The sequence below is a fragment of the Chitinophaga pinensis DSM 2588 genome, assembly GCF_000024005.1.
GTDB lineage: Bacteria > Bacteroidota > Bacteroidia > Chitinophagales > Chitinophagaceae > Chitinophaga > Chitinophaga pinensis.
The window spans coordinates 8,327,211-8,340,865 of the sequence record NC_013132.1; the positions used below are offsets into that span (position 1 = coordinate 8,327,211).

General features: G+C 42.0%; 10 protein-coding genes. All 10 read right to left on the reverse strand.

Annotated features, from left to right (window positions below; translation table 11 throughout):
- Window positions 1-71 precede the first annotated feature (71 nt).
- Window positions 72-2,537: a glutaminase family protein gene (locus CPIN_RS32855; RefSeq protein WP_012794206.1), complete on the reverse strand. Its 2,466-nt coding sequence runs from the start codon at window positions 2,535-2,537 to the stop codon at window positions 72-74.
- A gap of 218 nt (window positions 2,538-2,755) precedes the next feature.
- Entirely contained in the window at window positions 2,756-5,596 is a 2,841-nt protein-coding gene (locus tag CPIN_RS32860) for a TonB-dependent receptor (protein WP_012794207.1), read from the reverse strand.
- Window positions 5,586-6,842 carry a DUF4934 domain-containing protein gene (locus CPIN_RS32865; protein WP_012794208.1) on the reverse strand — a complete coding sequence of 419 codons (1,257 nt, stop codon included), beginning with the start codon at window positions 6,840-6,842 and terminating at the stop codon, window positions 5,586-5,588. The genes CPIN_RS32860 and CPIN_RS32865 overlap by 11 nt, the downstream gene beginning before the upstream one ends.
- A 47-nt stretch (window positions 6,843-6,889) precedes the next feature.
- Window positions 6,890-8,359 carry a glycosyltransferase family protein gene (locus CPIN_RS32870; protein ID WP_012794209.1) on the reverse strand — a complete coding sequence of 490 codons (1,470 nt, stop codon included), beginning with the start codon at window positions 8,357-8,359 and terminating at the stop codon, window positions 6,890-6,892.
- Window positions 8,360-8,370: 11 nt separating this feature from the next.
- Window positions 8,371-8,730 (reverse strand): DUF1573 domain-containing protein, encoded by a 360-nt coding sequence (locus tag CPIN_RS32875; protein ID WP_187294718.1) that lies wholly within the window; start codon window positions 8,728-8,730, stop codon window positions 8,371-8,373.
- Window positions 8,731-8,756: 26 nt separating this feature from the next.
- Window positions 8,757-9,374, reverse strand: a complete 618-nt coding sequence (locus CPIN_RS32880; RefSeq protein ID WP_012794211.1) for a hypothetical protein — start codon at window positions 9,372-9,374, stop codon at window positions 8,757-8,759.
- A complete protein-coding gene (locus CPIN_RS32885) occupies window positions 9,367-10,581 on the reverse strand; it encodes a DUF4934 domain-containing protein (RefSeq protein WP_012794212.1) in 1,215 nt (404 codons plus the stop codon). Before CPIN_RS32885 ends, CPIN_RS32880 begins: the two co-directional genes overlap by 8 nt.
- A gap of 102 nt (window positions 10,582-10,683) precedes the next feature.
- The gene (locus tag CPIN_RS32895) at window positions 10,684-11,139 is read right to left on the reverse strand and encodes a hypothetical protein (protein ID WP_012794213.1); all 456 of its coding nucleotides are present in this window, start codon (window positions 11,137-11,139) and stop codon (window positions 10,684-10,686) included.
- A gap of 74 nt (window positions 11,140-11,213) precedes the next feature.
- Window positions 11,214-12,527 carry a glycosyltransferase family protein gene (locus CPIN_RS32900; RefSeq protein ID WP_012794214.1) on the reverse strand — a complete coding sequence of 438 codons (1,314 nt, stop codon included), beginning with the start codon at window positions 12,525-12,527 and terminating at the stop codon, window positions 11,214-11,216.
- A 433-nt stretch (window positions 12,528-12,960) separates the two neighbouring features.
- On the reverse strand, window positions 12,961-13,599 hold the full coding sequence (locus CPIN_RS32905; protein WP_012794215.1) for an NAD(P)H-binding protein: 639 nt from the start codon (window positions 13,597-13,599) through the stop codon (window positions 12,961-12,963).
- Between the last annotated feature and the right edge of the window lie 56 nt (window positions 13,600-13,655).

The following is a 13,655-nucleotide window of genomic DNA, read 5'->3' on the forward strand; positions in this document are numbered from 1 at the left end:
TATAGCATGAAATACAGCAACTATCAATTGTGTAATTGATAGTTGCTGTACAGACCTGTATTTTAATCGTATTAGTTAATATGTAATTTGTCAGCCAAGACTTTCATGTAGAATCCGCCTACAACACTTCTTGCTTTGAAGTTTTCACGGATACCTGTTTCTGAATCGTAGAAATCATTGAGCGGTACACGGGATGGCGTCTCTAATGCATGTATATAAAGCGGTTTGATCAATGCTTCAAACTGCTCTTTCTCCGGAGCAAAAGTGGCTGTCCATACAATCCAGTCATTCTTGGTATAGGATTTACGGCTATCCAGTGGTATACCAAATTTATTACCTTTTGTGAGATAGTACTTTGTCTCTGTGTCATAAACCTTTTGCGGGAACAAATTGAGATTTAATACTTTGTCCCATATCAAATTGTATTTCTGGCTCCAGGTATTTTTATTGTCGAATGTCAGCGCATAGTGATCTCCGGCGTCCGCCATCTCTATCCATTTTGGCACCATGCTTTCAGCAATAGCACGGTATTTCTTCGCTGATTCCTGCTCGCCCAGTTGTTCCGCCATTTGTGCATAACAGCCAATCGCAACAATTGCTTTAACAGATAAATTGGCATTACGTGCAAGATGACCTGCGAAATCATCTGTACATAGCTGTGTTTTAGGATCCAGACCTTCTTTGGTCAGATAATCCACCCAGGTGGTCAGCGTTTGCCAATGTTTTTTAGCGTAGTCTGTATTTTTCTGTGCTTTAGTGATAGCAGCACATAAAATGATCATGTTACCTGACTCTTCCACCGGCATAGGTTCGCCGTAAGTCTGACCATTTGCTTTGGGATATGTTCCCAGGTCATGTGCAGCCCATGGATGTGGATATTTACCGGTCTCACTGAAGTGGAATATACCTGTTAGCATACCCTGCATCAGTTCCGGGTTATAAATGAGATAAAGCGGTGCAGAAGGATATGTTACATCCACCGTATTAATGAAACCACCACTATTATTTTCTTTTGACAACCACAGTAATTCACCGTCCGGACTTTTAACCAGGGTATGTGCTGCAATACTCTGACGATAAGCTAATACACAGATATGCGCATATTCCTCACCACCTGATTTCAGGGCCGTAGCATATACTTCTTTATCAAAATCACCACATCTTTGCATGACAGCGTTATATTCATTGTCAGCACTGATCAGCTGCCCTTCCATGGTTTCGTTGCCGGCAGCGTTCCACCAGGGTCTTAAGTTATTATTGAAATACTGAACAGCATAGATCTCGTCGTACCCGAGTTCAACAAAACGTTCTACTTTATTACTGCCGACAGTACCAAAAGGAATAACTGTGTTCAGTGATAATGATTTTCCTTCTGTAGCGGATGATGCCGTTACACCTTTTTTAAAGGTCTCTACCGCATCAGCACCTTTTGTAATATACTGGATGGTCCCCTTATTCTTCTGAGCAGCTACATAAAAGTATCCCCAGTCGATACGCATATCATCAGCGCCCTTTTCAAGTACGGGCTGATCTTTGGTACCTACCTTTAAAACAGACAGGTTACCTGCATCATAACGTTTTGCAGCAACCAGCTGAGAAGGCTGATACACCGCAATGTCAGATGATGCGCCTAAGAAGACTTTTACAGCATGTTGCTTCCCATCATTTGCTTTCACTCCATAGGTAATGTAGGATACGGGCCGGGATAACAATTTCAGATCATTCAGCAAAAGCGGTGAAGTGAATTTGAGTTCCAGATCGATATTACCGGCGGTAAACTCATAGGTGGTTTGTGTTGCAGCAATATCTACTTTTGTTTGTTGTGCAACCTGGTTTTCACCTAAAGCGCTCTTTTGTTTATCTACCAAACCGAAATCCAGGTAACGTCCTCCGGCACTATTCGCAAGATGAATGGCAATGGTATTTTGACCTACTTTCAGCATGCTTTTATTAACGGGCAGGTATTTGAAATTACTCGTCCAGCCGGTTGTTTCATAAATCTTGCTGCCATTAAGGAATACTTCGACATTATCATCATGATTGAGCTTTAACAGCAAATCATTGATACCGGCCACATTCTTCACTGTGAAATTCCTCCTAACCCAAATGTTATCGGACTTCCACAATGTTTTCACATTCTTTTCATCATCGCCAAATGGCGCCGGACCAGACTTCCAGTTGGTCGTCTTGTAATCCTGTGAAGTCCAGCTTGCATCAGGCTGGGTTTCTGTATAACTTACCTCATAAGGCATTTCATCAGCCGCAGCCAATATCGTCTTATATTTTGTTACCTCTTTCCCCAAAAAACGATAGACCTTTCCATCTACACTGATCATCCCCAACAACGAATGATCCGCTCCCGTCCAGTGCGTCGTTGTCGAATTGTTTAACTGATCTGTATTTGACCAGATACTAAAGTTTGGATTGTGAGTAATCAGTGGATACGCAGGCGCTATTCTTTCCTGTGCCTGAATCTGAGAAGTGTAAAATAAACAAGCAAGTACGCTGAGACCTCTTAATCTGTTGAACTTGATCATCTTAGATTTTTGTAAATTTTGGAATTTTAGCGGGTTAAATTAGATAACCGGAATTTTTGTATTTATGATTTCCGTGCCAAGATTAAAATAATTCAGGTCAATTTTGCATGTTTTTGCAATTTTCTCGGAGATAGGCTTCTTTATGATTTTATTTTAGTGATATTGAAGCAACGTGGGTAGAAATTCGTTTTGATAATATTATTTTGAGGAGGAGCCCCTTACTCCGTCTTTTTCCCAAATTTCCTGGGGTAAAAGGCCACTGACAACATAAAATATTGTTGCAATACGTTACTCCTGCTTTCGGAAAGCATGTTCTTATCCCCTGTCACAATAAAGCCCTTATTCTGGTGCAACAGATCGAGTGCTGATAAACGCAGTTCCAGATTATTTGCCGGTAACATCCGGTAAGCGGTAGTGGCATTCCATACCAGATATGTATTCGGTTGTGATGTAGAAGCTGTAATCCTGTTCAGGTTGATGTTACTGCCAACGGTTAATCTCCGGGTACAGGAGACGCGGGTTCCCAGGATGGTCGTCCAGAAATCGCTGCTATAGGAATTAGTGCTGATACTACTTGTCTGCTTTGATGCGTAATGATAATAGTACTGCTGCAGTTCAACGATGCAATAATCGCGAAAGGCATAAAACAGTCTTAACCCACTGTTATTAGTAAAGACCTTTGAGGAATACCAGATATTATTGATACTATTGGGAATCCTGCTAAAATTAAAAGCCGTATTGAATTTTAACTGTAGCTGGCTCCCTCCTATTTTATAAGCCCGTTGCGCACTCCCGCTGATATTCGCAAAGCGGTAACCATTCACATTAATCGTGTAATGTCGTGTTCGTCCGAGGCTGTCTGTGATCGTGCTATCGGAGAAATAATGATTGATCGTACCGTATGAAAGAGCCAGTCCATAGCGAAAGTCGTTATTAGACATATAGTTGCTCCTGCTGTATTCATAGGTGATACTTCTCTTATCAAAAGGTTTTAAGCGATCATTTCCCAATGACAGATAATAAGCCACCGCACTATCTACCAAGGGATACAACTGGTTCACATCAGGATAACCTGCTTCCTTTCTGACGTAGAGGTTGTGCGTCTCATGGTAGTGACCGTCATTATAGTGATCATAGGTGACGGCACCCACAGGAATGAATTTCGCATATCGCCTGGTAAATTGCTGAAACAAGGCGGATGATTTATTCTGCTGATACAGGAATTGTTCTCTGAAAGTGAATTGAATACTCAGGTGTTTTGTGTACCGGTTGGAAAGAATCTTAACGAATTCCTTCTTTAATTTCAAAGCAGGCAGTTCATTGATGGCTGTAAATGTGCTGTTATTGGTCAGGTAATTATTGAGCAGGTATTTTCCCGTAGCGCTATCCCTGTCCTGTACCCTGCTCTCTGCATCACGTTTATTGAAGTCCAGGTTATTGCTGGCAGAAAACTGTATAAAGGACGAACGGTTGAAAAGAAGCCGGAAAAGGTCATCAGCAGCCAGATAGGTTTTATGGTTAACATTATCCTCCTTGTTATCATACCGCCGTTCTGTTCTTATATAAACGTCACTATCCGCCACGGCAAAGAATGCATTGTTAACCGCGCGTACATTCTGAAGATGTGTGATATCCAGGGTATACTTTGCAGACACTGCCTTATCTCCGGAGCTTGCTTTTTTACCATAATAGTCGTCCCCTACAGAAAAAGAGAGCTGGTGCCTCGACTCGTCATTGGAATTACTGTTAATATTGCCGCTTTTCTTTTCTCCTGCAGCGTTAAATATCCCGCTAACATTTTCAATGCTCCCGTTCACTTTTCCATATACCACATCTGCATCTATTACAAAGTTATTATGGTCGTTCTTTTTCTTATAATCCAATGCCGCTTTGTGTAAAGACCTGCGCTCATTATTAACGGCGGTATCCAGCTGTAATTGCGAACTTTCATTCAGCAGATAATTCAGGGTACTGGTATTACTGGCTACAGTGGAATAGTTACTGTTAAAAAAATAGTCGGCATTCAACTGATTTAACTCTTTCGCATTTGGCTTAAGGCTAAAATCCTTTTTGAACATCCCTCCTATCGCTCCTGGGCGGTTCTCACCCGCGATATTGAAATCCGGCTGGTATTCGATATCTGTCCCGCTGCCTTTAAAGGTGCTGTTACGCATAATCGTGTTGGCATCCGTAGCAATCTTATTCACATTATTCGCATTCGCTACGATCGCCATCTGGATAGACGGCGTAAAGGCATTTAAAGCCAAATCCGCCTCATAATGTTTCTCAGGGGCATATCCGGCGGCCACCTTCCCGAAATGCCCGGAATGACGTCCATTCTTGAGTTTAATGTTGATTTCGGTGATAGAATCGATCTGATTCTTTTTATCCGCATCTACCTGATACACCTGGATCTTCTGAACGGCATCTTTGGAAATATTCTGAATGGCTATTTTTGCATCTCCGGAGAAAAATGACTTTCCGTCCACTTTCAGGCTTTTGATCTCCTTGCCGTTGACCGTAATCGTCCCGTCTGCCCATACAATCACTCCCGGGAGTTTCTTTAACAGGTCTTCCACTACTGCGTTTTTTTCCAGGGCAAAAGCATCTGAGTTAAACTCCAGGGTATCACCATTCATCCTTACCGGTACAACAGCTTTGACCACTACTTCCCGTAAGTCAACGGGGTCTTCGGCAGACCGTCTTTCCAGCTGGTAATTTGCCAGAAACGAACCGGCACCCTGGGGTACCACCAATGGTGCATACCGCAGCCGATAACCCGTCTGCGAAACAATTACATACAGGTCGGTTACCAGTGGAAGCCCTACAAAATGATAACGACCGAAGTTGTTCGTCAGCTGATAGGCCAACAACGAGGAATCCTGTTGCCGGTATACGGCAATCGTGGCAGATTTCAAATTGATACGAAAAGCCGAATCCCTGACCACTCCTTCCACATCCCGGACCCGCGAGGTATCCTGTGCACGCCCCTGTAATGATAACAGGAAGCATACCAGTGATAGTATCCAGCCGATATGTGTACCGGATTTAAAGGCCATTTTTCAACTTCATTTCAATAATGACAGGATTTCCTTTGGAGTTCCCTGATGACAGGTATGTCTTTAGTGCCGGGTCAGATTTCCACAATTTCTGTTTATCTGTTTTAATGGCATTGAACAGCTGAAATGCTGCCACTTCGTTGTATACGTAACCTTTATTAATCGTTCCGATCCCATTGTTGGCAATAGGCAGAAAATAAGACTGCTTATCCGGTGTAATGGCGTCGAAGGAGTATAAGGTCTGGCTGGTTAATGAATATAAGTAATAGTTTGAAAGGGATACCGTATTGGTCGCATATTCCAGGAATAACAGCAGATAACTATCGTAGGTACCTACACAACTCACTTTTGTAATAATGCGTTTCCCGCTGAGGTAATAGTCTGTACTATCGATATCGTTAAATACTTTTTTGTTGTTAAACACTTGAGCCTCCGGAACCATGGCAGCAGGGAAGATAAACTGATAGCTGGATACTTTCAGGGAATCGTCTATCAGCCGCAGCGTGTAGTCCAGGTAACGGCTCCAGGAAGATGCCGTCGCCATAGACGCATTATAGTCAAATCCTCTATAGGCATTCCGCTTTAAGAAACGATCATCCGGATCTACAGGAAGTATTCCTCCTGTGATCGTATCGAAATTATGCAGCAGATAAAAATAGCTTGGTTCTTTATAATGCGTTTCCAGTTTACTTTCCGGGAAGAAATTATTGGAACACAAAAAGGTATTGGCTGATACCGCAAAGAACTGATCACTCAGGCCAGTCGTAAATGCGGGCAAGGCTTGTTTTTTCTTCACTTTTCCATCCGCAGCAAATACCACCAGCCAATGACTGTTTTTACGATAGTTATGATATACTACATTGATTTCATCGTTTGTCTTATTCAGCTGGAACCGGCTCAATACATTGTATTTATCGGCAGTCCAGTCATCGACAGGTAATTCACGGATTTTGCTGATATACTTTCCTTGTTTACTGAAGATATAAATGGCCTTCGTGTCATAATCGAAAAAAACAAAGTAATTGTCGCTTACCTGCAGGTGACTGATAAATCCGAATATGCTTTCTTTTTTTGTCTCAAGTGGTATATATCTCACTGAATCACAGAAATCAGCCACATTACCGCCCATGGCATCCCTCGGACTGACCCTGATGCTGGTGAGTTCCTCTGATCTGTTATTTTGCTGTGCCTGACCCTGGTGGATAATACTGAGTGAGAAGATCAGCAGTAACAGACAGGTCTTCATTCTTCGATTTTTCCGGTTAATAGGACAATCCATGGTAGCTGTGCTGTTCAAGGTTTTAAATTATCATAAAGTAGCATCTTATCACTATATAAGACGGGTTGTATTTCCATTGTCTTATGCAGACCCAGTTGCTTAATCAATTGCGTGGTGTTATAATCTTTCAGCTTGTCTGGCGTGGCGACCAGCACGATGCGTTTGTTTTTAAAAACGTCTATATTCAAATAATCCAACACAAGGTCCAGCGTATAGTACCGGATGTTCTTCTCTGCATAAAAATTTTCTTTCACGCCCAGTTCCCATATCGGATCATAAGGATGACAGTTATTTTCAAATATGAGATACACCTCCTCAGATCTGCATTTGCGATGAATATAATAGGTAAGGTCTTTGTCAGAAGCGCCGGGTAACTTACGGGTTAAGCAGGTTAATGCGACGAGGTTGTAAATACCAAAAACAACCATCAGCGACACCGCTCCTTTTGTGGCAAAGAAGCCTTTTTGCTTTTCCAGGAACACAATAACCGTCAGCAACAGATAAGGGATGAAGTGCATCAATGGGAACATAAACCGGGTTTCCTTATGGGGAACGATCAGGTGTCCGATGATGAAAGGAACGATTATCCAGAGTAGTATGTTTTTGTAATCAATGCATAAAATTGCTAAGCCCAGCATTGCAAAAACAGCCACTCCCCATCCCATATCAGAGAACAGCATCCACAGGTAACTGAGTACCGTCATTGTACCAAACTCGGAAGCCCTGTCATGGACAATATTGACAAGAAAATACTGGTAAGCGGCGAATACAAATTTATTGTACAGCCAGCGGTCCGTGAGTACTTCGAGTAACAGTGGAATAATAAGTATCGAAATGTAAATCAACATCTCCCTGCCCTTCTCTCTCTTTACAAACAGCATCCAACCGATCACGCCCAGCACACAAAATGCAGACTGAAAGCGGATCGTGAAAGCCAGTCCCAGAAAAAAGGCACTGGCATATATCAAACGGCGCTGTTTGTCTTTCTCTTTGCTGTAGCCTGCCATTAACAGGGATACTGTCATCAGCAGACACATGGCGCTCCAGTTCTCAGCAGAGAAACGTACACTAAGATATGGGAAAAACCATATAAAAAAAGTAGCCAGCAGGAAAAACAGCTGGTGTCCATTGCCGGCTGGAACTGACTTAACCGATACTTTATAAAAAAAGTACTTACATGGCAGGATCAGCAGTACGGATAGCAACCTTAATACAAACGCCAGGATATAGGGATCTTTTATGTTCAGTACATAACAGCTCCTGCATATAAGGAATGCGATAAATGGCTGAATGCCCGACCTGATACCAGCCTGATATTCCCATGCCAGGGTCTTTACATCAGACAATCCCATTTTAAAAAATGCAAATTCGATTATCTGATAATGTTCATCATAGTGGTAGTATCCTTTGCTAATCCAGGCAGTGATCCCATATAATAACAGGGCCAATACAGGAATGACTCTGTTTATAAGCCATGGTGGCATTGCGACAGACATTATATAAAGCGGCCTCTGACAACAATGCCCACCGGTTCTTTCATTTCCTTAAACCGGATGAATGATTTCTTCCTGATCGACCCTTTAGGAGGATTATCCACTTTGTATGTAATGATACCCTTCTCATTCGGATAAATCACCTTTTCGCGGGGCGATGCTGTAAAGCAGGAGCATTCATTATTAATCTCAAGGATTGTCAGCGGCTCCTTTGAGACGTTGATAAACATAATAAGACCTACATAAGGTTTATTGGCAGGTAAATTATTAAAGTTGACTTCCGTCATTAAAAATTTGGCCTTTCCGATTATTTTTGGATCTGACTTTTTCTGTGCGGTTACGGCCAGCGACCATAACATCATGAGTAAGCATGTATATAAGGGCTTCATTAGATCTTTTTTAAGAAATCAGCAATATATTCAGGTACATCCTTTACCGGGAAGAAAAAACGGTCAGCTTTTAATGCCGGGTCAAGTGTGAAGAGGTAAGGGCTGATCGCACTTTCAGCAGGGAACGGCAGACGGCCACAGGTGTAAATACGGCTAGTGAAATTGATTTTCTGAAAATGGAACTTCCGGGCTGCATTGCTGGTAAAATTACCTAATACAACAATCTGTGTCTTTGCTGTATCGACAGGTATCCGTTTGAATGCGACAAAGATGGAATCAATACAATCGCCACAATATCGATCGTCTATTCTAAGAAAAAGATTGGTCTTGCCTTCATCTATCAGGGAATAGATATTCATAGAGTCTTTTCCTGACCAGACCATAAAGTCCTGTGGTACCTGCCCTCCGTCGCTAATCCTGGCATTCTCTCCAGCGGCATGGACCTCGTGGGCCAGGATCTCCTCCCTTGTCAGATTAGCATGGTGATGGTCGTGCATTTTTTCAGCAAAAGGCAGATCTGCCAGTTCGATATTGTTCGCCCTCATCAGGAGATTAAGGTATAGCAATAAGCCGGCGGACATGACTATTGTCAGAATGAGAATATTACGATTACTCATGTTTTAACTTTATAAGTGCCAGCACAACAGTTTCAGGATTCTGAGAGATCTGGTTTAACAGTTCCTTCTTTTTACCGACAATTTTCAAGCTGTCTATTTCCTTCGTTTCACGCATAATTTCGAGGTCGTCCAGCATACGTTGGTTATCCACCTGCGTAATAAGTTCATTGCTTGTTATGCAATAGTTCGGACCAGCTGTTACATAAATATTATCAAAGTCATTCTTGAATCCATTGCCTGATACCGTATGGTCTGTTTTCAAATCGTAATAATAATTCAGGATCCGTCCTCCTTTAACCGTGTATTCACCCAGAATAAACCTGTCTGTGATAAGGGGTATTTCATCATTGGCGCAGGAGCTGGACCTGGCTGTCAGGTATTGATCAGGTGTGTGGGCCGTGTAAATGCCACGTCTGGAATAGTTATTAGAGTTGTAGTCGTAAACAGCGAAGTTCTTCAGAAGATGTTCTTTCGCATCCAGCTGAAGGATGGTATCAATGTAAGGAGATTGAAAATAAACTTCGTGACTGGCTGCATTAACGCGGAAATATACACTGGGATTGGGCATCGTAAAATTGGGATTACGAATGGTATTAAACCAACCCTTTACAAATAAACCGGTGCTATCCAACAGACACAAACGGTAGTTATGAAAAGGTTCTTCTTTTTCAACACGGTCTATCTCCCGGTAACATAAAAAGCCGTCGTCTATTTTCTGCACAAATGAAAAGTATCCTTTGGCAAGTTGCATCTTCTGCAGGTATTTTCCATTCTTATCAAAAGAATAAACCTGGTTCTGGTTTGCGCTGTACACATACAGAACACCTTTTTCAGCATCAACAGATACATCTTCGATAGAATATGGCGCTGTCGGAGAATCCAGGTCACGGAATATTTTCGCAAGCTGATTCCCCTGCTTATCAAATATGTAAATTCCTTTTGAAAGGTTTTTGTCAAAGACTACGATATGATCCTGTAAAGGAAGGATTTTGGTGATCTTGCCGATCAGCTCATTTGAATCCAGTTTCAGGGATATGTAACCAATCGAGTCTCCGAATTCACTCAATCGCAATCCATCTACGTGCTTGAACGAACTTATCTTTGAATTGGGCCGGATGATGGTTCCGTTTTCTTTTGCTTCCTTGCCCGCGCAGGATATTGAGAAGACTGCAAAACAAGCAACGACGAGTATATGCAAACACTTCATAGCTATATTATATTGGGTAAAGTTCCAGGTATATTTGAGAAGAACGCTTAAGGCATGTTATACATGCCTCAAGCGTATTAAAGATGTAATAAAGCAGTCAGCTTAGTTGGAAGTACCACCACCTGTACCACCACCGGATTGGGAAGTAGAGCAGGCATAAGCGCTACAATGGTCGCCGCTGTTGCTGGAAGACTTACAGGTATTTTCAATACCGGAGAAGCTGTAAGTTTCATAGGAAATGCTACCTCCAGGGCTGGTACCGGCAGAACCGCTTACAGAGATTTTTCTTTTTACAGTACAGGTACAATGCGATGGATTGTCTCTGTTGTAAGTCGCAGTAGTGATAGTCGCGGTAGGACAAGCTGTAGGAACCGGATCACTACCGGAATCACCACCGCTGCTACCTGAAGAAGAACCATTGGAAGATCCTGTCTGTGCCAGAACGGATTGGCTCAGATGAATGGTGGGCAAACCATAATCAAGCAGCGCAAGGTGCAGATTGGTGATCAGCAAAAAGCAAGCTGCCAGAATCGCAAGGTACTTTGTTACTTTTTTCATTTTTTGGCTTTATTTGGTTGAGGAATTGTTATCCCGGCGTTGGGTTTATTTGCCGGAATTAGGTTCTGATAAGGTTATTCAAGCTGTTCTACAGGCAGATCTTTTCGATTTTTAAGAATAGTTTTCAGTTCCTTTTTAAGGACGTGTGAGTTTTCCCATACCTGGACACGTTGATTCGTATACAAACACAGGTAGCCGAAATAAAGCATACATGCCGGCACGATGACCTTTCTGGCATTGCTATACTTTGTACTGAATAATAACTGGTAGGCAAAATGAGCGATCAATGCAAATACGGCTACAGAGCTTACATATACATATCTGTCTGCGATGATAGAAAAGCGGGACATGGGAATGATGTGTAATACCACCAGCAAATTGATAATAAAGAATATTACACCCCATTGCAATATCCGCGATTTTGAATAGCGCATAACGAATATGATCAGCAAAATAATAGCCAGTGGATATGACCAGTAAATAGGAGACATCTTTTCAGTTACCAGGTTAGGGAACGGATATATATAAGAGAGTTTGATCGGTATTACGCATTTAATAAAGTATTCACAGAGCGCGTATCCCCCAAAACAGATACGCTGGTAAAGAGGAAACTGTACTTTCGGTGTCAGCACGCCCTGCATGTTATTAAACTGTGACAGGATGGTGATGACGCCAAAGAATACCGTCATCAGCAGAAAAGGAATCTTTTCCCGGAGACGTTTGACAGCCTCTTTTCTTTGATATATAAAAAAGTCTATCAGGATCAAGGTCAGCGGGAACACAAGCGCCTGTTCCTTTGCCCAGAAGGAGGTAACAAAACACAGCAAGGTTAGAATGAAATAGCTGCGTTTATGCTGTTCGGCATATAATAAATAACAGTATAAGCCCAGGAAGTAGAAAAGGCTGTACAGCATTACTTTCGATGCAGAGAGCCATACGACACTTTCTACATTGAATGGGTGTATGAGAAAGAGACATATCGTTCCTATTGAGACGAAACGGATTTCTTCTACCGGCACCATGGCTGACATCGTCAGGAATTTCGACATAAACTTATATATCACCCATGCATTCAGCAGGTGAACAATAAGGCCCGCTATGTGAAAGGCGATAGAATTGTAGCCGAATGCAGCATATATTAATGTATAGTAAAACTGATTAACGGGTGAATACTGACCTTCGTAGAAGTCTGTCAATATACTCCTGAAGTTGATCATACTGAAACCGCCTTCAGTATACCAGTTTTGCACAACCCACTGGTCATCCCAGTTGGTTTGAAAGTTGAGGCTGCGGATATGCGCATATACGCAAAGGGTCAATAAAGCTAACAGCAGGAATACGAGCTTGTCCTTCCTGAGATAGCTAATGTACAGGGTATATGTTTTCATACGTTTGGTTGAACGCTTTTCATAATGGCATATGATACCCCCCGTGACTGATAGCCGCGCAACGTCCCCCGGGATTTTTACCGGAAACAACAGATCAGGATACTTATACTTTTGTATCAGTACACTTAGGTAACAATAAGTCTTTTGTAGTCTGGAGTCGGGTTATAAAGGAATGTGTTTTTACATATGGGTATTTAAATGGTATTTGGGCTTTTAGCAATAACAAGTTAAGATAATAACTTAGAAAAAGCAATATCGCTGAAAAAAAAAGAAAGATTTATTTCAGCGGAGTGTTTAAAACAAAAAAGGTGTCAGCAATGACATCTAGTATAATTATATTGATGGAACTTGTTAGATATTTTTTACGCGAACTTTCGCCAGCCACTTTTTAGCGTCTTCCAACTTTTCAGACTTTATCAAATCCCCGCAACTCTTAAAAGTCGAAGATCTTATCCAATGATATGACGTGTTTTCCTGCCGGAAGTACTCCTGGCGCCTTTGCCAATTTTTCTGCCAATATATATGTATCTAATGGGCGATGCTTCCTCAGTAATCCTATACGATTTAAAAACTTCAGTATCGCTGCAAATACATGCTCTCCTGCCCTGTCTGTATCTTTTCTTAATAACATCCCAGGCTTAAATATGACACACTGATCAAATGCGAGCTTGCTAACATCTTCCTCTAACTTACCTTTCATGTTAGAATAAAAGATTTTACTCCTGGGTGAAGCGCCAAATGCGGACACCAACACGGCTTTCGGCACACCATTTCTCTTTGCTATCTCTGCGAATTTCAAAGGAATCTCGTAATCAATATGCCACTGTTTCTCTTTTGAGCCAGCCGTTTTTAAGGTACTTCCCATACAGTTGAACCAGACATCTCCCCTGATGGCATCTGCCACATCTTCCAGTTTATCAAAATCAGTCATTATCTCGGTCAGTCGCGGATGACTGATTCCGGCGGAGCGACGTACGAATATCACGACTTCCGTATATGCAGGGTTCTGCAACAGTATATTGGTAAGGTCTTTTCCGGTCGCTCCGGTAGCCCCGATGATCAGCGCTTTCATATTTATACTTTTCGAATTAACAACTTATTAAATATAACTCTTTTCAACTTACCAGG

Bases quoted from the DNA above. Each gene is read 5' to 3' on its own strand.
- CPIN_RS32855 (WP_012794206.1), bottom strand. From the start codon at position 2,537: ATGATCAAGTTCAACAGATTAAGAGGTCTCAGCGTACTTGCTTGTTTA.
- CPIN_RS32905 (WP_012794215.1), bottom strand. From the start codon at position 13,599: ATGAAAGCGCTGATCATCGGGGCTACCGGAGCGACCGGAAAAGACCTT.
- CPIN_RS32860 (WP_012794207.1), bottom strand. From the start codon at position 5,596: ATGGCCTTTAAATCCGGTACACATATCGGCTGGATACTATCACTGGTA.
- CPIN_RS32865 (WP_012794208.1), bottom strand. From the start codon at position 6,842: ATGAAGACCTGTCTGTTACTGCTGATCTTCTCACTCAGTATTATCCAC.
- CPIN_RS32875 (WP_187294718.1), bottom strand. From the start codon at position 8,730: ATGATGTTATGGTCGCTGGCCGTAACCGCACAGAAAAAGTCAGATCCA.
- CPIN_RS32880 (WP_012794211.1), bottom strand. From the start codon at position 9,374: ATGAGTAATCGTAATATTCTCATTCTGACAATAGTCATGTCCGCCGGC.
- CPIN_RS32885 (WP_012794212.1), bottom strand. From the start codon at position 10,581: ATGAAGTGTTTGCATATACTCGTCGTTGCTTGTTTTGCAGTCTTCTCA.
- CPIN_RS32900 (WP_012794214.1), bottom strand. From the start codon at position 12,527: ATGAAAACATATACCCTGTACATTAGCTATCTCAGGAAGGACAAGCTC.
- CPIN_RS32870 (WP_012794209.1), bottom strand. From the start codon at position 8,359: ATGCCACCATGGCTTATAAACAGAGTCATTCCTGTATTGGCCCTGTTA.
- CPIN_RS32895 (WP_012794213.1), bottom strand. From the start codon at position 11,139: ATGAAAAAAGTAACAAAGTACCTTGCGATTCTGGCAGCTTGCTTTTTG.